General features: G+C 55.4%; 17 protein-coding genes. 7 read left to right on the forward strand and 10 right to left on the reverse strand.

Going from position 1 to position 19,438, the window contains the following annotated elements; translation table 11 throughout:
* Positions 1 to 8 precede the first annotated feature (8 nt).
* The 5 genes from BS29_RS16395 to BS29_RS16415 all read left to right on the forward strand — a co-directional run bounded on the left by BS29_RS16395 (position 9) and on the right by BS29_RS16415 (position 6,338).
* Entirely contained in the window at positions 9 to 2,012 is a 2,004-nt protein-coding gene (locus BS29_RS16395; protein ID WP_229954702.1) for an alkyl/aryl-sulfatase, read from the forward strand.
* 24 nt (positions 2,013 to 2,036) lie between these two features.
* Entirely contained in the window at positions 2,037 to 3,191 is a 1,155-nt protein-coding gene (locus tag BS29_RS16400) for an acyl-CoA dehydrogenase family protein (RefSeq protein WP_229954703.1), read from the forward strand.
* An 11-nt stretch (positions 3,192 to 3,202) separates the two neighbouring features.
* Positions 3,203 to 4,228, forward strand: a complete 1,026-nt coding sequence (locus BS29_RS16405; protein ID WP_229954704.1) for an acyl-CoA dehydrogenase — start codon at positions 3,203 to 3,205, stop codon at positions 4,226 to 4,228.
* Between the two features lie 73 nt (positions 4,229 to 4,301).
* Positions 4,302 to 5,279, forward strand: a complete 978-nt coding sequence (locus BS29_RS16410; RefSeq protein WP_229954705.1) for an NAD(P)H-dependent flavin oxidoreductase — start codon at positions 4,302 to 4,304, stop codon at positions 5,277 to 5,279.
* Between the two features lie 273 nt (positions 5,280 to 5,552).
* Complete coding sequence (locus tag BS29_RS16415; RefSeq protein ID WP_229954706.1) at positions 5,553 to 6,338, forward strand: SDR family NAD(P)-dependent oxidoreductase; 786 nt, start codon at positions 5,553 to 5,555, stop codon at positions 6,336 to 6,338.
* Positions 6,339 to 6,353: 15 nt separating this feature from the next.
* On the opposite strand, the gene BS29_RS16420 is transcribed toward BS29_RS16415, so the two are convergent.
* The 7 genes from BS29_RS16420 to BS29_RS16450 form a co-directional block, all read right to left on the reverse strand.
* A complete protein-coding gene (locus BS29_RS16420; protein WP_229954707.1) occupies positions 6,354 to 7,028 on the reverse strand; it encodes a DUF899 domain-containing protein in 675 nt (224 codons plus the stop codon).
* A gap of 63 nt (positions 7,029 to 7,091) precedes the next feature.
* The gene (locus BS29_RS16425; RefSeq protein WP_229954708.1) at positions 7,092 to 8,039 is read right to left on the reverse strand and encodes a carbon-nitrogen hydrolase family protein; all 948 of its coding nucleotides are present in this window, start codon (positions 8,037 to 8,039) and stop codon (positions 7,092 to 7,094) included.
* Between the two features lie 18 nt (positions 8,040 to 8,057).
* Positions 8,058 to 9,026 carry an alpha/beta fold hydrolase gene (locus BS29_RS16430; protein WP_229954709.1) on the reverse strand — a complete coding sequence of 323 codons (969 nt, stop codon included), beginning with the start codon at positions 9,024 to 9,026 and terminating at the stop codon, positions 8,058 to 8,060.
* A complete protein-coding gene (locus BS29_RS16435) occupies positions 9,019 to 9,417 on the reverse strand; it encodes a RidA family protein (protein ID WP_229954710.1) in 399 nt (132 codons plus the stop codon). The genes BS29_RS16430 and BS29_RS16435 overlap by 8 nt, the downstream gene beginning before the upstream one ends.
* A gap of 2 nt (positions 9,418 to 9,419) precedes the next feature.
* Entirely contained in the window at positions 9,420 to 10,178 is a 759-nt protein-coding gene (locus BS29_RS16440; RefSeq protein ID WP_229954711.1) for a crotonase/enoyl-CoA hydratase family protein, read from the reverse strand.
* Positions 10,179 to 10,304: 126 nt separating this feature from the next.
* A complete protein-coding gene (locus BS29_RS16445) occupies positions 10,305 to 11,429 on the reverse strand; it encodes an acyl-CoA dehydrogenase family protein (protein WP_229954712.1) in 1,125 nt (374 codons plus the stop codon).
* A 96-nt stretch (positions 11,430 to 11,525) separates the two neighbouring features.
* Entirely contained in the window at positions 11,526 to 12,740 is a 1,215-nt protein-coding gene (locus BS29_RS16450) for an acyl-CoA dehydrogenase family protein (RefSeq protein WP_229954713.1), read from the reverse strand.
* 140 nt (positions 12,741 to 12,880) lie between these two features.
* On the opposite strand from BS29_RS16450, the gene BS29_RS16455 reads away from it, so the two are divergent.
* Together BS29_RS16455 and BS29_RS16460 are read left to right on the forward strand one after the other, a co-directional pair.
* Positions 12,881 to 15,100 carry a molybdopterin-containing oxidoreductase family protein gene (locus BS29_RS16455; protein WP_229954714.1) on the forward strand — a complete coding sequence of 740 codons (2,220 nt, stop codon included), beginning with the start codon at positions 12,881 to 12,883 and terminating at the stop codon, positions 15,098 to 15,100.
* Between the two features lie 18 nt (positions 15,101 to 15,118).
* On the forward strand, positions 15,119 to 15,883 hold the full coding sequence (locus BS29_RS16460) for an SDR family NAD(P)-dependent oxidoreductase (RefSeq protein WP_229954715.1): 765 nt from the start codon (positions 15,119 to 15,121) through the stop codon (positions 15,881 to 15,883).
* Positions 15,884 to 16,176: 293 nt separating this feature from the next.
* Here BS29_RS16460 and BS29_RS16465 read toward each other — a convergent pair whose 3' ends face one another.
* From BS29_RS16465 to BS29_RS16475, 3 genes are all read right to left on the reverse strand, one after another.
* A complete protein-coding gene (locus BS29_RS16465) occupies positions 16,177 to 17,328 on the reverse strand; it encodes a GGDEF domain-containing protein (RefSeq protein ID WP_229954716.1) in 1,152 nt (383 codons plus the stop codon).
* Positions 17,329 to 17,671: 343 nt separating this feature from the next.
* A complete protein-coding gene (locus tag BS29_RS16470; RefSeq protein WP_229954717.1) occupies positions 17,672 to 18,790 on the reverse strand; it encodes a CobW family GTP-binding protein in 1,119 nt (372 codons plus the stop codon).
* A 6-nt stretch (positions 18,791 to 18,796) separates the two neighbouring features.
* Positions 18,797 to 19,414 carry a DUF1826 domain-containing protein gene (locus BS29_RS16475; protein WP_229954718.1) on the reverse strand — a complete coding sequence of 206 codons (618 nt, stop codon included), beginning with the start codon at positions 19,412 to 19,414 and terminating at the stop codon, positions 18,797 to 18,799.
* Positions 19,415 to 19,438 lie beyond the last annotated feature (24 nt).

The following is a 19,438-nucleotide window of genomic DNA, read 5'->3' on the forward strand; positions in this document are numbered from 1 at the left end:
CAGTGATCATGACGAAAGCGGGATATCTAACCACAGCCCTGCTGGCAGCAGCACCCTTGTTGATGGCCGCTGGCCAAGCACAAACCAATGCTTCGCCAGCCAGCGCCATAGCAGCCAACACACCGCCAGAGGGCGTCGCTACAGCCGCGACCAAGGCGGCCAACGCCAGAGTCGCCGCGCGCTTGCCGCTGGCAGACCAGACCGATTTCGACAATGCCAATCGCGGCTTTCTGGCGAAGATTGAAGACGCTCAGATCCTGAACGAAGACGGTTCCGTCGCGTGGGAGGTCGGGCAATTTGATTTTGTCAAAGACGCGGCCCCCGATACCGTCAACCCGTCGCTCTGGCGGCAGGGCAAGCTCAACAGCATCCATGGATTGTTCAAGGTGCAGGAAGGCATCTATCAACTGCGCGGCTATGATCTGGCGCAAATGACCCTGATCGCGGGCAAATCCGGCTGGATCGTGGTTGATCCGCTGACGACTCCAGCGCCTGCCAAAGCGGCCTTGGCGCTCGCCAACAAAACGCTGGGCCAGCGTCCGGTTCAGGCGGTGATCTTCACCCATAGCCATGGCGACCATTTTGGCGGCGTCAGCGGTGTGGTCACGCCGCAAGAGCTGCAATATGGCAAGGTGCAGATCATCGCGCCGCATGGTTTCCTGCGCGAATCCATTGGCGAGAATGTCCTTGCCGGAACCACCATGAACCGCCGGGTGCAGTTTCAGTTCGGCACCAATTTACCCGCCGGACCAACCGGCCATGTCGGGACTGGTCTGGGGCAATATTTGTCCAAGGGCGATCTGTCCCTTTTGCCGCCGACCAAGACCATCAGCAAGGATGGCGAGACCCTGAGCGTAGATGGCATCACCTTTGAGTTTATGGACGCCAGCGAAACCGAAGCGCCGGCAGAACTGGTCTTTTACCTGCCGGAGTTTAAAGCGCTGCACAGCGCCGAAGTGGCGACGCGCAATTTCCATAATGTGCTGACACCGCGCGGCGCGCTGGTGCGGGATACGTTGAAATGGAGCAAGGTGATTGATGCCATGCTCGCCAAATATGGCGAGAAATCTGACGTGCTGCTCGCCAGTCATCACTGGCCGATCTGGGGTAGCGAAAATGTCGAGACTGCGCTCAAGAATCAGCGCGGCCTTTATCGCTATGTCCATGACCAGACTTTGCGGCAGGCCAATCAGGGCGCGACGATGCACGAAATCGCCGAGAATATCGGTGAGCCCGATTTTGCTGCAACCGATTTTGGCGTGCGCGACTATTATGGCACGCTCAATCACAATAGTAAGGCTGTTTATCAGCGTTATTTCGGTTGGTGGGACGGGGTTCCGGCCCATTATCATGAGCTACCACCCGTCGAAGCATCGCGAAAATATGTTGCGGCGATGGGCGGTGCGCCCAAAGCGCTGTCGGTTGGGGAACGCGCCTTTGCAAGCGGCGATTACCGCTGGGCCGCGACCGTTTTCAATCACATCGTCTTTGCCGACCCGGCCAATGAAGCGGCAACGAAATGGCTCGCGTCGACTTATGAGCAGCTCGGCTTTCAGGCCGAGGCCGGCACATGGCGCAACATCTATCTGTCGGGCGCCAAGGAACTGCGCGAAGGCAATGACAAAGGCGAAGCGATCGCGACCAATAGTGCAAGGGTGTTGAACAGTATTCCGGCGGTTGATCTGTTCGATGCCTTGGCCGCGCGTTTCAATCCGGCGCGGATGAGCAATGTCGGCGGTATCATCCAGTTTACCTTCCCCGATCGCGGCGAAGCCGTGAATGTCGATATTGGCAAAAGCGTGATGTTCCCGCGCGACGGAACCACCGATCGCTCGATTGCGCAAATCACCATCAACCGCACGGATTTCACCCGGCTGTTGATGCGCGAAATCACGCCGCGAGATCTTATTGTATCGGGCGACATGCGGGTGCTAGGCAATGTCGGATTGATGGCAGCAATGTTCGGCGCGCTCGACCCGGTGGATCCGCAGTTTAATATCGTAACACCCTGATTATTAACCCAGAGGCATTTTTAGATGCAGCGTTTCAATTTCCCTGTTGTCCAGCCTGATCCGGCCCTTGAAGAGCTTCGCGCCGAGCTGCAAGCGTTCCTGAAAGAAGAACGCGAGGCGGGCAACTTCCGCCCCGAACCGGAATGCTGGATGGCCTCTTCCGACCCCGAATTTTCCAAGAAAATGGGCAAGCGCGGCTGGATTGGTCTGACCTGGTCGAGCCAATATGGCGGTCACGACAAGACCGCGCTGGAACGCTATATCGTGACCGAGGAAACCCTGCGTGCTGGCGCGCCAGTCGGCGCGCACTGGATTGCCGACCGGCAACATGCGCCGATGCTGATCGAACATGGGACCGAAGAACAGAAACTTGATATCCTTCCGCGGATCGCTGCCGGGGAATGTTATTTCGCCATCGGCCTTTCTGAACCCGGTGCCGGTTCCGACCTCGCCAATGTCAAAACCAAGGCGGAAAAAGTCGAAGGTGGCTGGAAAATCAATGGCCAGAAAATCTGGTCCTCGGGCGCGCATATCTCGCACTATATGGTCGCCATCTTGCGCACCTCGCCAGCCGATGGCCGCAACCGGCATGTTGGTCTTTCGCAGATCATGATCGATCTCAGCCTGCCCGGCGTAACCATCAAACCGATTACCGACCTGTCCGGCGATGCGCATTTTAACGAAGTGTATTTTGAAGACGTGATTGTGCCGGACGATTGCCTGCTCGGCGAAGAAGGCGGCGGCTGGAAGCAGGTGACCGGCGAGCTGGCGATGGAACGCTCTGGGCCGGAGCGGTTTTTGTCGAGCTACATCACCCTCGAAACGGCGCTCCATCAATTACAGGGCAAGCTGGGATCGGATTCTCAGGCGCGTCTCGGCAAGCTGATTGCCAATTTACGAACCTTGCGCGGCATGTCTTGGGGCATCGCCAACCTGCTCCATCAAGGGGTATCGCCAGAAACCGAGGCTGCCTTGGTCAAGGATCTTGGCAACCGATTGGAGAATGACCTGACCCTGCAAGTGCGGGCCTTGCTCAACGATCTGCCAGAAGACGAGTGGAGCGATGAAATGCGGCGTATCCTCAATATCGGCATATTGCGGTCCCCGCCGAACACGTTGCGCGGTGGTACGACCGAAGTCATGCGCGGCATTACCGCGCGGCAATTGGGCCTGAGATAAGGGTAGCGCTGATGATCAATACAGAAGGCATGGTCGCTGAAACCGCAGCGAAAATTTACACCGACCTGTGCGGGCGCGAAGTGCCGCATGAAGCCGAGGCTGGCCAATACCCACAAGCCCTATGGGACGCGCTCGCGGAAAACGGTTTGCCGCTCGCTTGGGTGAGCGAAGAAAATGGCGGCTTTGGTGCCGACTATGATGAGGTTTTCGGCGCCATCTGGGTGTCCGCTGAGGCAGCCTCGCCGGTGCCCTTTGCAGAGACATTGATCGGCAACTGGTTACTTGATCGGGCCGGTATCGCTATTCCGGATGGCGCTTCCACGTTCGCGCTTCTCGAAGGCAATACTGCCAGCGTCCCGTTCGCAGGCACAGCCGATCATGTGGCCGTCTATGATGCCGGCAAGAACGCCATTGCCCTCTATAAAACTGCCGACGCATCGGCGGCTGATGGGCAAGCCTTGTCACCCGATAGCGATACGCGCCTCGACTTTTCTACCGCAACACCCGTTGCGAGCGCAGCAACCAACCTGTCCCGGCGCGCCGTCGAGGCGTTGATCCTCACTGTCCGTGCGGTGCAAATGGCGTCGGCTATCGAAGCCGCGCTCAACCTCTCCATCGCCTATGTCTCCGATCGCGAACAATTCGGACGACCGTTGTCGAAATTTCAGGCAATCCAGCATCAACTCGCTATCGGTGCATCGGAAAGCGCCGCCGCGACCATGGCCGCGACACAGGCCGCCAGCGCGCTGGCCCGCCACGCCGATGATCCGGAAAAGGCATGGCATGAAGCGGTTGTTGCCAAGGTCCAGATCGGTCACAGCGTCGAAGCCGTCACCGTGCCGTTTCATCAAGTGCACGGCGCTATGGGCTATACGCAGGAATATGATCTGCATCATTATACCCGCCGCCTATGGGCCTGGCGTGACACGCTGGGTAATGAGCATCGCTGGTCCAAATTGCTCGGCGCAGAGCTTGCCGTAACGTCACCGGACCAGATTTGGAAAGGCGTGACAACCGGCGCCTGGATTGCTAGTTAACTGCTCGATTAAACCGATTCTCGAGATAGCCCGCACTGTCTCCAACTACTCCAACGCAAGAGGACCAAATCCCATGAAAACACGCATCACAGAGCTTTTCGGCATCGAACATCCGATCATTCAGGGCGGGATGCACTATGTGGGATTTGCCGAACTGGCAGCAGCCGTTTCGGAAGCGGGCGGCCTCGGCATCATCACCGGCCTGACCCAGAAGACCCCGGAAGATCTCGACAAGGAAATCAAGAAAGCCAAAGCGCTGACCGACAAGCCTATTGGCGTGAATCTCACCTTCCTGCCAATCGTCAACACGCCTGATTATCCTGGCTATATCAAGGCAATTATCGACAATGACATTAAAGCGGTGGAAACTGCGGGTAACAATCCTGTGCAATATCTCCCCGCTCTCAAAGAAGCCGGTGTGAAGATCATCCACAAATGCACCGCCGTGCGCCATGCCTTGAAAGCGCAGAGCATTGGCTGTGACGCCGTTTCGGTCGACGGCTTTGAATGCGGCGGTCATCCCGGTGAGGATGATATCCCGAACATGATCCTGTTGCCGCGCGCAGCAGATGAACTCGACATTCCATTCGTCAGCTCCGGCGGACAGGCCGATGCGCGTTCATTGGTCGCATCGCTTGCCATGGGCGCGGAAGGCATGAACATGGGAACACGCTTCATCGCCACGAAAGAAGCACCCGTGCATCAAAATGTGAAAGACGCAATCGTCGCCGCCAGCGAACTCGACACCCGCCTCGTCATGCGTCCGCTGCGCAATACCGAGCGTGTGCTGAACAACGCAGCGGTTGAGCGGCTGCTCGAGATTGAAAAGGAAAAAGGCGGCGATCTGCAATTTACCGATATTATCGAGCAGGTTGCAGGTGTCTATCCGCAGATCATGATGGAAGGCACGATGGATGCAGGCGCCTGGAGCTGCGGTATGGTTGCTGGCCTGATCAATGACATTCCAACCTGTAAGGAATTGATCGACGGCATCATGAGTGAAGCGGATGAAATTATTCGCGGGCGGCTGGAAGGCTTTTTAGCCGCCTGATGTGATCACGCTCAAAGAAAGATGGAATGGGAATCAAGATCCAATCTGGGATTTGTGGCCATTACATGAACAGAATGCTTATTGTCGAATGATGCGCTATCTGCATGGTGGCGCATCGCTTCAATTTGTCACTAAGTACATCAGTAAGCAGAGAAGCACTTTTCGTTCTTTTCGTCACTTGGGTATCAAGGCTCCCCCTGTGAATTATTCGGAACGCCGAATTGGTAGGACGTTTTTGAGAAAAGATGTTGCAAAATAAAAATGGATGAACGCATGCCCCCTTACCAAACGCTCAGCCGCTCTATCGCAGGCAAGAAAGCGATCATAACCGGCGCGGCCAGCGGCATGGGCCGGGCCACAGCGCATCTGTTTGCTTCGGAAGGCGCGCAGGTTGCGGTGACCGATCTTGATCAGAGTGCGTGCGATGCCGTTGTCGAGGAAATTGCAGCAGCCGGATATGACGGCTCTGCAGAAGCCTGGTCGCTCGACGTCAGCAATCCTGACATTATCAAGGCGGTTGTCGCCGATATTGCCCAAGCATTTGGCGGTATCGATATTCTCGTCAACAATGCTGGCTTCGCAATTCCTGCGGATGTTGCCGAGGAAAGCTATGAAGACAGCTGGGAGCCGACCCTTGCCGTGATGCTGGCGGCCCACCAGCGGATGATCCGCGCCGCTCTGCCTCATTTGAGAGAGGCCGAGCATCCCCGGATAGTCAATATCGCATCAACCGAAGGCCTGGGCGCATCGCCGGGCAACAGTCCTTATGTTGCGGCCAAACATGGTGTGATTGGTCTGACGAAAGGCCTGGCGGTTGATCTCGGCCGCGAAGGCATCACCGTCAATTGCATCTGCCCCGGACCGATCCGCACGGGCATTACCGATGCGATTTCGGAGGAGCATAAAACTATCTACGCGAAACGGCGTGTAGCGCTGCGCCGCTATGCCATCCCCGAAGAGGTCGCGCACATGACCCTGTCCTGCGTGCTGCCGGCAGCCAGTTTCCTCACCGGTGCGATCATTCCGGTCGATGGCGGGCTTACGATCAAGAACGCGTAGGGTGTTCAGAATGACTCATTCGCCATATTCATCATGGCGCCTGTCCCAAAACATCTCTCCCTTGGGCCAGCCTTCCGGTGTTTCTTCCCAAGGTTCCTGGCGACCATAAGGCGTCAGATCAAGCCAGGTCCAGTGACTGCCGAGATGTTCGACGCCGCGCTGGTCGGTATAATAGGTGCGGTAAACATCATCACCATCGCGCAGAAACACGCTAGCGACGTGGTTTTCACCCTCGTCATTGGTGGCGTTAAAGTCGTAGTTAAAGTCGCTACCGAATGAAGACACCCATGGCAGGCCCCATCCCATGCGCTTTCTATAGGCCAATAGCTTCTCCAAAGGCGCGCGTGACACCAGGACAAGGGACGTATCTCGCGCATTTAAGTGAGCCGGATGAGACATGGCATCGGTCACCCATGAACAGCCCGGGCATCCTGCATCGGCATCGGGGCCAAACATGAAATGATAGACGATAAGCTGTTTTCGACCCTCAAACAGATCGAACAAAGACTGAGTCCCACTTTCTCCCTGAAACGCATATTCCTTTTCAATTTTGACCATCGGTAATTGGCGGCGCATCGCATTGAGCGCATCATGGGCGCGCGTCAGTTCCTTTTCCTTGATACGCAGGCTGTCAATGTGAGCCTGCCATTCCGCTGGCGTCACGATTTCTGGTAGTGCCGTTTCCGTCATTGGTCCCTCCTCGCGGCACAACCAATATCATAGCCTAGTTAACGAGGCGAATCTGCATCGCGCTCAATCCGTCCGGACGTTTTTCTGCGCATCGATATTCGCTTTGAGCTCAAACACATCCGGCCGCGCGTAGTGGCCAGCAACATCCATATCGAACTTGCCCCGCGTCCGATCGTCCAGATCAATCTCAGCGGTCAGTACAGTCTCTTCACCGAAAACCGGGCCAGCGAGCACCTCTCCTGACGGCGCAATGATACAGCTTCCGCCGTTGATCAGCACCGTAGCAGAATCATTACCTTGAACCGCGTCAAACTGGTCTTTGTCCAAACCAATCATCCCTCGCTCCAGATATTGGCAGGCTGAGAGCACAAAGGCACGGCTTTCGAGAGCAATAGTCTGCATCGTTGGCAACCAGACAGGGCGGTCATCCACGGTCGAAACACAATAGAAATCGGGCTGCGCATCATAATAATAGCTGCGCAATAGCGGCATGTAATTTTCCCAGCAGATCGCGCTGACGAGCCGTCCAGCACTGCTGTCCATCACCGGTAAATCGCTGCCGTCACCCTGCCCCCAAATCAGCCGCTCCATGGCGGTGGGAAGCAGCTTGCGGTGCACGCCGAGCAAAGATCCATCCCGCTCAAAACTGAAAGTCGAACAATAAAGTGTGGCACCTTTTCGTTCGATGGCACCCACAACCACTGCCAAATCATTGGCGGCGACGGCCTCGCTTAGCGCGTCAAATTCAGGAGAGCCAAGCTCTATTGCATTATCGGAATAGAGCCGGAACAATTCCCGCCCGGCATCATCGCGCGATCCCACGCGTACGCCAAAGTCTACCCCTTTGGGATAACCGCCGACAAAGGCTTCGGGAAATACGGCAAAGTCAGTTTTCGCCGCCTTAGCCTCCGACAAGAGGTCGGCAAATTTGCTCAGGGTTTTTGGCGTATCGAAAGGATCAGATCCAGCCTGGACCACCGAAACGATGCGTGTTCTGGAGTTGCTACTCACGAATTGACCTCTTCTGGTTTATGGATTCTCCCACAAAGCCAGAACAGAGCGCAGTGCCGTTACAAATGCAAGCGGCTGATCGAGCATCAGATGATGTTCTGCCTTGGGCACCGCAATCATCGGGATATGATTGCCGCCCAGTTCGCGCAAATAGGCCGCGCTATCGCCATCGAACAATTTGCTATTCTCGCCATAGATAATCGCGAGTCGGTCCGGCAGATCGACAATCCGCTGAGGTGCCTGCCTCCATTTTTCCTGATCATTCTCGCTGCGATGAAATACCTTCGGATTGAACTTCCAGGTCCAGCCGCCCTCAACCCGGCGCATGCTGTGATAGGCCATATATTCCAGTAGAAATGGCGTCTGGACATCCTGCGGGGGAGCCAGAACAAAACGTCCGCGCGCCGTTTCATAATCAGGGTATACATTGGTTGGCCGATCCGTCTTGCCCGAGCCGGGAGGTCCGCCGCCGCCTTTGAAATGGGCTGCAAGCTTTTCGGGCCGCATGATCATCAGGTCGCAAATGACAAGACCGCCAAATCGTTCTCCCGCCAATTCCATAGCGGTCAAAGCGACACCCGACCCAAAGCTGTGGGCAATGATCTTTGGTTTCACCGGACCGGAAAAAAGATCGAGCGCCTCGGCCAATGCGACCATGTCTTCGGCGCGCTGGGTTCCCTCAAATACCGTTCCGATCTCGCTTTCACCCATGCCGGCCAGATCGTAGACAATGATATCATAATCCTCGGCGAGGAAGGGCGCGATAAACGCAAAGCAGCGTGCATGGGCCAGAAAGCCGTGCGTCAGCAGCAGCGGCGGTTTGCCGCGTTTGCCCCAGCGAAAATAGTGGACCTTTTGGCCGCCGACCTCAACAAAGGCTTCCTCACGTGGAACGTCCAGGGCTTCAGTGAACCAGGATGGCAGGTCTTGATCAGCAGACCAGATATCAACAATATCTCCGCTGCCCGTCTCTATAGGGTCAGACAACCGCAATCGCCTCAATCTCGATCATCAGATCAGGCGACGCCAGTGCCGCGCAACCGATCAAGGTAAAGGCTACCTGATTTCCGCCAAGAAATGCGAGTATCTCGGGAAAGGCTTCCGCACCCTTTTCTTCGGTATAATCGACGATGAAAGCTCGGGCGGACACGATATTCTCCGGCCCGGCTCCCGCCGATGCCAGCGCCTTACCGAGATTGCTGCTCGCCATCTTCGCCTGCTCTGCCAGACTATCGGGAGCCGGATCTCCCCCGGGGGTCCATGCGACCTGGCCGGAGATGAAGATCATCTTCCCCGGCGTACAAGTCGTGACTTGCGAATAGCCCATCGCACCGGCGTCCGGCAGCGTATCGGGATTGATCCGCTCGATATCTGGCATGATTATTCACCTTTCCAATCGGGTTTACGTTTCTCTGCAAAGGCTAGCGAGCCTTCCTGTGCGTCTTTGGACATGAATACAGGGCCAGTGATTTCCGCTTGTTTCTTCCAGGCTTCTTCGCTGGTCCAGTCATAGCTTTCATTTATGATTTTCTTAGTCGCTTTCAATGCCAGCGGACCATTGGCAGCGACGGTCGCCGCCAATTCGATCGCTGCATCCAGAGCAGGGCCATCGGTCAAGCGGTTCACAAAGCCAACATCAAAAGCGCGCTGGGCAGAGAAGAAATCGCCGGTCAATGCCATTTCCATCGCTATGCGCTTGCCGACCAATTGCTGGAGCTTGATCACGCCGCCGGCTGCCGCAACCAGTGAACGTTTGACTTCAGGAATGCCGAATTTCGCATTGCTATTGGCAACGCAAAGATCACAGGCCAGGGCCAGTTCCAATCCGCCGGCCAGCGCATAGCCTTCAACCGCAGCGATGATCGGTTTCTCTGGGCCCTTTTCGGTGATGCCACCGAAACCATAGCCTTTCACGGCTGGCGTTTCACCGCGGAGAAAACCTTTCAGGTCCATGCCCGAACAGAATGTCCCGCCAGCACCGGTAATGATCCCGGCATTGAGGCTGTTATCATTGTCAAGCTGTTCCATCGCAGCGCGGATGCCTTCCGCGGCCGCCTTGGTCATCGCATTCTTGGCCTCAGGCCGATTGATGGTAACGACGATGAAACCGTCTTGAATATCCGTGAGTACTTCTGACATATTTTTCTCCTCTAATATATTGTTGCTTCCGGTGCCCCTGCGAAGGCAGGGGTCCATCTCCCACGTGTGCATCTTGCTGCGAAGGCAGGAGATGGGCTCCTGCCTTCGCAGGAGCACGCACATCTTTTAATCAAACAAAAGCCCCGCCAGTTTCGACCGTTGGTAGGCGGCATCGCCGATCAGTGCGCCATCAAAAATCGCCTTGCGGCGGTGCAGCTGCGCATCGCAATCATGGGTAAAACCGAAACCGCCATGGAACTGGATGGAACGATCCGCCGCACGGCTATAGCTCGAATGCGCCTGAGCCGCCGCCATGCGAACCGCCACTTCGCCGCGGCCTTGCTCGCCCCAACTATGGGCCGCGCTGTAGAGATGCGTGCGCGCCTTTTCATATTCGACATAATTATCGACCGTCGGATGTTTCAGCGCCTGATAGCTGCCGATAATCTTGTCAAACTGCTTGCGTGTCTTGAGATATTCGAGCGTGTAATCGATCACCGCCTGCGACCCGCCGGTCATCTCGGCCGCATGAATCAGTCCGGCTGCGAGTTCGATTTTTTCAATCGTCTCACGCGTCCGGTTGCCATCAAACAGAGCATCAGCCGCTACCGTTACGCCATCAAGAGTCAGTTCGAAACTGCGCGCGGTTTCGTCGATAATAGCCTCGCGCCGCAATGCCCCGTCCGGAAATGCGCTGCGTTCGATCATGGCAAAGCGGACATTCCCGTCCAACTCTATTGAAACGATAATCAGTTCTGCACTGTCGGCCCAGCGCACCAATTGCTTCTTACCGGACAACGCAATGCCATCTGCAGTTTCTTTGCCGGAGCTGGCAACATGGCCGAGGTCCCAGTCACCATGATCTTCCCGAAGGGCCAGCGTTGCCGCTGTACCCGCAGCAATTTTCGGCAGCCAAGCGGCTTGCTGCGCTTCGCTGCCGCCAGCAAGCAGGGCCTGCGCCGCCATTGTCGTCGAACCAAAAGGCGTGCTCAGAAGATTGCGTCCCATTTGCTCAGCAATGGGAACCACTTCCGCCATGGACAGGCCAACGCCGTCATGTGCTTCGGGAATGGCTATGGCCAGCCAACCCAGTTCGCCAATTTCTCGCCACACGTCCGGGTCATAGCCCAGATCGTCCTCCATCAGCGCCCGGACCTTTTCAATTGGGGATTTGTCGCGGCAGAAGTTGGTTGCCACATCCATCAATTCAATTTGCTCTTCGGTCGTGCCGATATCGCCTAGATTATTCATTTTTTCCTCTCATCCGCTCACCCTGAGCCTGTCGAAGGGTCTTTGCCACCATGCTTCGACAGGCTCAGCATGAGCGCGGTTTTATGTGGTTCCAATCTATCGCGTTTTCGGCAGGCCAAGCGCATGCTCGGCGACAATGTTGCGCTGGATCTCGGATGTCCCGCCGCCAATTGTCGCAGAGAAGCTGTTGAGATAGCTGCGATGCCAATAACCGTCATCGACAGCATTTTCATCGCCAACATAATAGCCCGCCTTGGTCCCCTGAAAGCCAAGCGAAAATTCGGTCAGCTCGCGGATTAGCTCGGTTCGCGCCAGCTTGTTCATCAGCGGCAGGCCCATCGGCTTGTCCTGCATCAGCTGTGGCATGCGGCGGCGCGTGTTGTTAAGATTTAGCGCCTGAATATCGATCATATATTGCGTCATCTTGTCACGCATCACCGGGTCGTCGAGCAATGGCTTGCCATTGCGCATTGAGTTCTTCGCGAGCTCGACAATCTGCATCACATCCAGTTCTTTGACGAAATAGCCGCCCACCGGTTTGACCTTCGCGCCGCGCTCATATTCCAGCGTCTTCATCGCCATCGACCAGCCATTGCCTTCACCGCCAAACAGGCAGTCAGCCGAAATCCGCGCGTCGGTGAAAAAGGTCTGCACAAAGCCATATTCGCCGGTCAGCTTCTTGATCCGGCTGGTGCTGATCCCGTCAATCTTCATCGGATTGAGGAAGAAGCTGAGGCCCTTATATTTATTCTCTGCTTCAAAATCGGTCCGCGCGAGCAGGATCATATATTTCGCCCGGTCGCCCAGCGAGGTCCAGATTTTCGAGCCATTGAGAACATATTCATCGCCGTCTTTGACCGCTTTCAGCTGCGCATTGCCAAGGTCGCTGCCATGTTCCGGCTCGGAAAAGCCCTGGCACCAAATATCCTCAGCATTCAGCATGCCTTTGATATATTTCTGCTTCTGCTCTTCCGACCCGAGATCGAGGATCAGCGGCCCGGCCCAGCCATTGCCAATCGCATTGAGCATGATCGGCGCGTCATATTTTTTCATCGCCCGGGTGGCCGCGCGCTGGAAATCGGTATGCAGCCCGCCACCGCCATATTCTTTCGGCCAGCTGGCACCAAGATAGCCAGCCTCATACACCTTGCGCTGCCACTCGCGCAGGAAATCAAATTGCTCGTCCGTTGACACCTCCATGAAGGTCAACGGCAGCATGAAACCGGGATCACGAACCGTGTTCTCTTTGAACCACGCATCGGCGGCTTCGGTATATTCCTTTAATTCGGCTGCATCGGGCTTCTGGGCCATGGGGCTTTGCTCCTGAGATTATCTTATCAATAGGGTCAGTGGCAGCACGCACCGCCATGCCCTATTTTTGGAATCGTTGCTGATTAATTGAACGATTAAATTTGAAAAAGCAATGGTCTGAAATATCAGTCAGGAGAGCGATGATGGCAATTGAACAGAAACATGTGATGTGCAGGGCCTGTCATGCCCATTGCGGCCTGATTGTCGATTTTGAAGATGGTGTTCCGGTCAAGACCCATGGCGACAAGGATAATCCGGAATTTGAAGGCTATAGCTGTATCAAGGGGCGTCAGCTTGCCAATTATCACAGTTTCGATACCCGTTTGCTGACCAGCTACAAAGGCATGAAGCACGGCCAGAAGGAAGCGATCCACTGGCGCACCGCCGCCGAAGAGATTGCGGAAAAGATCGAGGCCATTGTCGCCGAACATGGTCCGGACAGCGTCGCCTCTTATGTCGGCACGTTTGGCTATAATAATCTCAACGGCCATGCCTTCATCCTCGCGCTGATGGATGCAATTGGATCGACCTCGGTTTACGACAGCGTTACAATTGACCAGCCAGGCAAGGGCATTGCCCGGGCGCTGGTCGGCCCATGGCTCGCCGGTGCACCGCGTGTGGGTGACTGGGACGGGTTGATGCTGGTCGGTACCAATCCAATCGTATCGATGAACGGCGGTCTCGGTATGAACCCGGCCAAGAAACTGCATGATGCCAAGAAGCGCGGGATGCAGCTGATCGTCATCGATCCGCGCAAGACCGACAGCGCGCGCCAGGCCGACCTGCACCTCCAATGCCGCCCTGGCGAAGATCCGATCATACTTGGCGCAATTGCCAAGGTGGTGATCGAGGAAGGTCTCTACGATAAAGAATTCGTTGCCAATGACGTCGATGGTTTCGAAGCCCTCAAAAAAGCCACTGCGCCGTTCGACCCTGCTTTGGCCGCCCAGCGCGCCGATGTGACGGCGGACGAAATCGTCCAGGCCGCGCGCATGTATGGCAGCTGGAAAAAGGGCAGCATCAGCGTCGGCACCGGCCCCAATATGGCAGGCGGTGGCAATATCACCGAATATCTCAACCTGTCGCTGACCTCGATCATGGGCCACTGGCTGCGCGAGGGCGATATCAACCGGCGAAGCGGCGTATTTATGAAACCCGCCCCGCCCGTCGCGGCCTCGCCGGGACCGATAGATGCTTGGGGTTTTGGCCGCAAGCTGCACAGCCGCGATCTCGAACAGAGCATTTCCGGCATGCCGACCGCGGCGCTGCCCGATGAAATTCTCACCCCCGGCGAAAAACAGGTGAAGGCGCTGATCTGCCTTGGCGGCAATCCGATGCTCGCCTGGCCTGATCAGCTCAAGACATTCGAGGCGATGAAAGCGCTCGATCTGCTCGTCTGCCTTGACCCGCGTATGTCGAAGACAGCGGAACTGGCGGACTATGTCATTGCACCGAAACTCCATTATGAAGTGCATGGCAATACCGCGGCACCGGAACTTTATGGCGGCTTTGGCGCGGGCTGGGGTTTCGAGAATAATTATGCGCAGGCCAGCCCGCCGATCATGGAATCGCCGGAGGGGTCCGACCTGTGCGAGGAATATGAATTTCTCTATACGCTCGCCAGTGAAATGGACAAGCCGCTCACAATCAAATCATGGGCACTGGTTTCCCATCCCGACGAGCGAGAGGAGAAAGCCACAACCTTTGCACCCGGCGAAACGCCCGATCCGATTACCGCGTGGAGTGCCGCGCTCAACGGATCGCCAGTACCAGTGGCCGATGTCTATGCTGACCCCGAGGCGCACAAAGGCAAGATCATGGATGCACAGGCGCTGATGGTTCAACCCAAACCTGCTGATTGGGAAGGTAAGCTTTCTGTCGGCAATACCGCGATGATGGAGGAACTGGCTGGCTATGCCGTGCGTCTGGGCCAACCTATTGAGGAAGACGCCTTTCCGATGCGGATGATTGGCCGGCGGATGACTGAGATACACAACAGCAACTGGCATGAAGACCCGGTGCAGCGCAAACGCGTACCGCATCATCCGGCGTTTATGAACCCCGAGGACATGGAGGCTCTGGGCCTCTCAGAAGACCAGCCGGTGGAAGTCGAGTCCGCGCGGGCCTTTATCAGCTGCGTCGCCAAGGCGGACAAGACCGTCAAGCCGGGATGCGTCTCGCTTCCCCACAGCTGGGGCACCAACCCCGACGAGAAAGAGGACCCTCTCGGCGAAGGCGGCAATACCGGAAGATTGTCCTATAACGACCGCGATTATGACAAGCGCACCGGCATCCCGCTGATGAGCAGCATACCGATCCGCGTGCGGGCGAAGCAGGAAGCGCTCGAGGCCGCTGAATAACCCCATAAAGGAACCTTCATGACCAATCCGCTATTCGATCTCACCGGCGAAGTCGCCGTCATCACTGGCGCCGGTCGCGGCATTGGCGAGGGCATGGCGAAGACACTCGCCGATGCCGGGTGCAACGTGGTCTGCGCCTCGCGCAGCATCGATGAAATTCAATCGGTCGCTGACGAGATCAACGCCAGCAATGCGGGCGGCCGCGCCATCGCACAGGTCACCGATGTCACCAGCCGCGAGGATATGGAGGCGCTCGCCCAGCGGGCGGTCGACGAATTTGGCCGACTCGATATCTGGGTCAATAATGCCGGCGGCTCGCTGGTCTCCGCGCCACTGACGGAGCTCGACGAGGCCGAATGGGACAAGACCATGGCGGTCAATCTGACCTCGGTCTTTCATGGCGTGCGCGCCGCCTGCAAGCACTTTGGCGAAGGCAGCCGGATCGTCAACACCAGCTCCATGGCCGGTCAAGACCCCTTCCCCGGCAGCGGTCATTATAGCGCGGCCAAGGCCGGCGTGCTGATGCTGACCAAAACGCTCGCCCACGAACTCGGTCCCAAAACCCGCGTCAATGCCATCCTGCCCGGCTTTGTCCCGACCGAGACGGTCAAAAAGGCCCTGAGCATGACCGACGAGGATTTTATCGGCTTCGAAGACACGCTAGGCCTGCCCGCCGGACGATTAGGCACGCCGCAGGATATTGGGGCGCTGACGCTTTATCTATGTGCGCCCGCATCAGAATGGGTGACGGGACAATGTATCCGGATTGCCGGAACGCCTTAGGCGTTTGTTGACCATTGAAGACAGTGTTAGCTGATACCTGGAGTTCACACGCAACGCCAGTTTCATCCCAGATTTTAACCGCCAAAAGTCTTTGAATATCAATTCACTAACGGCCGATTCAACCTCGTCGAGTGTGACCTTAAATTAAAGGGCCACACAGTTTGCATCATCATGGCAAATTCCCAATGCCAAAACACCGTTGGAACATAGCCGACGAGAGGCTTGTAGGAAAGCAATCGAGCGACTGCTTTATCCCGAAAGCGGACGTTAGGATTGGCAATGAAATTGCCTCCTCAAGCTGCCGCTTTGGAACTGGGTCGGCCTGCAAGATCATATAGACTTTTGTTACGGCCATTTGCCTTTGCCTGATAAAGAAGCTTGTCAGCACGAATAAGAGCACTTTTGAGGCTCTCTTCTGGGCGTAATTCGATAATTCCCATACTTGCGGTAACGTTCTGGATCAGCCCAGGGACCAATGCTCGTGCCGTTTTATTTATTGACTGACGCATATCTTCTGCCATTTCTTCAAAAGAATGATGCGTAAATAGTATAACGAATTCCTCTCCGCCCAATCGTGCCGAGAAACTGTGATCTCTGAATTCATCTCGCTGAAGCGCGGCGGAAACTGATACCAACACCTGATCCCCTCGCTCATGGCCTTCGCGGTCATTGATTTTCTTGAAATTGTCCAAATCAAGGGCAGCCAATCCGACAATTGGTTCTTTGGCGGGATCATTGAACCTTGAGGTCAATGCACGGCGATTCGGGAGCTTTGTCAGTGGGTCAGTAAGGGCCGCTTTGGCCATCGCAATCTTTTCGCTACGTGCAATGTCTCGCTGCCTCTTTAAATGCATGAAACGATAAGCAACGCCTACGGATGAAACTATTACTTCGACAATAACCGCCGCAAATAGCAGCATAAAGAAACCCGGCAACGGAGCTTGAAAGAGTATATTGTAAATCAGGCTCGCACTCGAAACCACAATTACGCCTGCCCATGCCAAAATCTGGAATTTGACAGCCCTACTTCCGCGCCTAAACGCCTGAACCAAAGCAATATTCAAAATGATAAGAACCGAGATCAAAGGTATTGCGCGCAATGCAACAAACGTCGGGTTGCTGATCACCCAATAAGCCAATGGAGTGAATGCCAATGTGAACGGCATAGACCAGCCCAACAGCTTGTATATCTTCGGGCTAAGCATGCCTGGTTCAAGATAGGAGCGAAGGAAAGGACCTGATATTGAAATTGCCAAATCAAAAAACAGGAAAAACATCAGCAATCGTGGAAAAGAATCGATGGGTAGTAACGGGCTAATAGCTAGGGGCGCCAACATGATTGTCAGCATAACCGTGCAAAAACCGCGAGCCCCGTGCCAGAGTAAAAAGCGTTCCCGTAAGACCGGGAAAAAAGCTGCGTTGTAGATTATCGGAAGCAAGATCATCCCGATAAAGATACCGGTTAGCACGCCACTCCACTGCATATCCGGTAAGCCGATCTCCGCCCGCTCGCTTGCGCCTGCGCTAGCGATCGGTGCAACAGCGGCGCAGACAAATGGATACAAATCAAAGCCTTCCCACAAGAAATCCGTGCTAATCGGATCGAACTGGATCGGGATATCTTAGAGGCGTTGATATATGATTAACTATACTTCGCGATCCTCTGCTTGTGTCGGAGGAAAATCCTCACATTCAGGTCCGCTTCTGCGCCCATAGCGGACATTGTTGATAATTTGCCTGCTGATTATTGGGCTGGACACTGGGAACCATTTTGAACGAGGCGCACTCTTAAACTTGTTGGCTGATACCATCCAAACCCTCAATGTTAGTGTCAGCAAACTTGTTTTGGACAAAGGCCAGCATGTCACGCAGCTCGGTTTCCTCGAGATCGCGGAGGATGAAGACGATCCGCGAACGCCGGTCTTCGCTGGGCCAATCTTCGAGGATCTCAGGCGGGTGCCAGATATGTTGTACGCCGTGAATAACAATAGGTTTGTCCAGTTCGGCGAGGTTGATGATACCTTTGACGCGCAGCACGTTGACGCCGTTGAATGTCACCAGCATTTCCAGCCAGCTATCGAATATCTTAGCGGGAAGAGGAGTGTCTATGGTGAGACAAACCGAGCGGATGCGGTCATCGTGGCGGTTAACGTCATGAACATGGTCGTGATCATGATCATGATGGTGCTCGTCATGGCCGTGATGATGGTGGTGATGATGTTCTTCCTCATAGGCTTCGGCCGCCAGCCATTTTTGAACGTCATGGTGCTTTAGTTCTGGGTTGAAGGCAGGGCCTTCAAATAATTGTTCCAGATTTTTGCCGTCGCTGGGCAACAGCTGGATTGGCGCTGCAGGGTTCAGGTCGCGTACGCGCGCTTTCAGGCTCGAAACTGCATCGGCGGTTGCGATATCTGTTTTGGAGATCAGCAGCTGATCTGCAACAGCAACCTGCTTCATCGCCTCGATTTGCGCATCCAGCGTATCATATCCATTATGGCCATCGACCAGAGCAAGAACCGCATCCAGCCGATAAAGCGCCTTCAACTTGTCGTCCGCCATCACCGTATGAATGATAGGCGCCGGATCAGCCAAACCGGTGGTCTCAATGAATATGCGGTCAAACCAGCGCTCACCAGCGCGGGCAAAACGCCAAGGCGCTTCACGCAGCGTCTTCTGAAGATCTCCCTTTATGGTGCAGCAAAGACAACCATTGGCCATTTCCACGATCGTATCATCTTCATTGCTGTGCGCCACCAGGTCATGATCGATGCCGATCGATCCAAACTCATTGATAATGACCAAAGCCTTGGCCATTTGCGGCATTGGCATGAGCTGGTTCAACAAGGTTGTCTTGCCGGAACCCAGAAACCCGGTGAGAACCGTGACAGGAATGCGGCCATCAGGCATAGCAGATCAGCCTTCCGCTGGGTTTAAAACCAGCAAAAGCCGCTTTTCTCCGGTGCCCTCAATCGGCGGGGACCGGTGGATGACCGGTTGGTTAGTCTTAAGCTTTCCCTTGAACAAGCCAACATCACCAGGTTCCAGTTCATTAATATGCAGCGGCTCCAGGCCATCCGCAATGCGGTCAGTATCATTTTGATCGACCCACTGTGTGCCGCGTCCGATATAGGTGGTGATCAGGCGCATCTCGACATAGTCGCTGTGGAACTTCCAACAGGAATTGCCGGTTACCAATTCAATCCGAACTTCAATTTTTGGATGTGGGATCATTTCTCCAAACAGCTGGCACAGATCCATGATATCTTCGGCCAAACACGCGCGCGCTACAGATTTAGGAAAGCCACATCGGTCCAGTTCGCGCTGCAACAATTTTTCCGGATTGCCACTGGGCACTCTTACGCGCACATTTTCAAGATCGATGTTCAGCAGGCTGCTGCAATCAATGGTCTTTGACCGTTTCCAGACGGCCAGATTGCAACTCTTGTCCAAAATTCGTTGCAATACGGCTGGTTCGCATCCGACAATTTGTTTTGCGGTTTCGCTTGGGGAAGAAACGATCAAATCGTTCATTGCTATTTTGGCTCCGGATTGTTA

It is taken from the genome of Parasphingorhabdus litoris DSM 22379 (assembly GCF_020906275.1).
In the GTDB taxonomy this organism is placed as follows: Bacteria; Pseudomonadota; Alphaproteobacteria; order Sphingomonadales; family Sphingomonadaceae; genus Parasphingorhabdus; species Parasphingorhabdus litoris.

What these genes read in the sequence shown, in the direction of transcription:
- BS29_RS16475 (WP_229954718.1), bottom strand. Translation starts at nt 19,414, where the DNA reads ATGAACGATTTGATCGTTTCTTCCCCAAGCGAAACCGCAAAACAAATT.
- BS29_RS16405 (WP_229954704.1), top strand. Translation starts at nt 3,203, where the DNA reads ATGATCAATACAGAAGGCATGGTCGCTGAAACCGCAGCGAAAATTTAC.
- BS29_RS16465 (WP_229954716.1), bottom strand. Translation starts at nt 17,328, where the DNA reads ATGATCTTGCTTCCGATAATCTACAACGCAGCTTTTTTCCCGGTCTTA.
- BS29_RS16450 (WP_229954713.1), bottom strand. Translation starts at nt 12,740, where the DNA reads ATGGCCCAGAAGCCCGATGCAGCCGAATTAAAGGAATATACCGAAGCC.
- BS29_RS16415 (WP_229954706.1), top strand. Translation starts at nt 5,553, where the DNA reads ATGCCCCCTTACCAAACGCTCAGCCGCTCTATCGCAGGCAAGAAAGCG.
- BS29_RS16395 (WP_229954702.1), top strand. Translation starts at nt 9, where the DNA reads ATGACGAAAGCGGGATATCTAACCACAGCCCTGCTGGCAGCAGCACCC.
- BS29_RS16445 (WP_229954712.1), bottom strand. Translation starts at nt 11,429, where the DNA reads ATGAATAATCTAGGCGATATCGGCACGACCGAAGAGCAAATTGAATTG.
- BS29_RS16460 (WP_229954715.1), top strand. Translation starts at nt 15,119, where the DNA reads ATGACCAATCCGCTATTCGATCTCACCGGCGAAGTCGCCGTCATCACT.
- BS29_RS16455 (WP_229954714.1), top strand. Translation starts at nt 12,881, where the DNA reads ATGATGGCAATTGAACAGAAACATGTGATGTGCAGGGCCTGTCATGCC.
- BS29_RS16410 (WP_229954705.1), top strand. Translation starts at nt 4,302, where the DNA reads ATGAAAACACGCATCACAGAGCTTTTCGGCATCGAACATCCGATCATT.
- BS29_RS16435 (WP_229954710.1), bottom strand. Translation starts at nt 9,417, where the DNA reads ATGCCAGATATCGAGCGGATCAATCCCGATACGCTGCCGGACGCCGGT.
- BS29_RS16440 (WP_229954711.1), bottom strand. Translation starts at nt 10,178, where the DNA reads ATGTCAGAAGTACTCACGGATATTCAAGACGGTTTCATCGTCGTTACC.
- BS29_RS16470 (WP_229954717.1), bottom strand. Translation starts at nt 18,790, where the DNA reads ATGCCTGATGGCCGCATTCCTGTCACGGTTCTCACCGGGTTTCTGGGT.
- BS29_RS16420 (WP_229954707.1), bottom strand. Translation starts at nt 7,028, where the DNA reads ATGACGGAAACGGCACTACCAGAAATCGTGACGCCAGCGGAATGGCAG.
- BS29_RS16400 (WP_229954703.1), top strand. Translation starts at nt 2,037, where the DNA reads ATGCAGCGTTTCAATTTCCCTGTTGTCCAGCCTGATCCGGCCCTTGAA.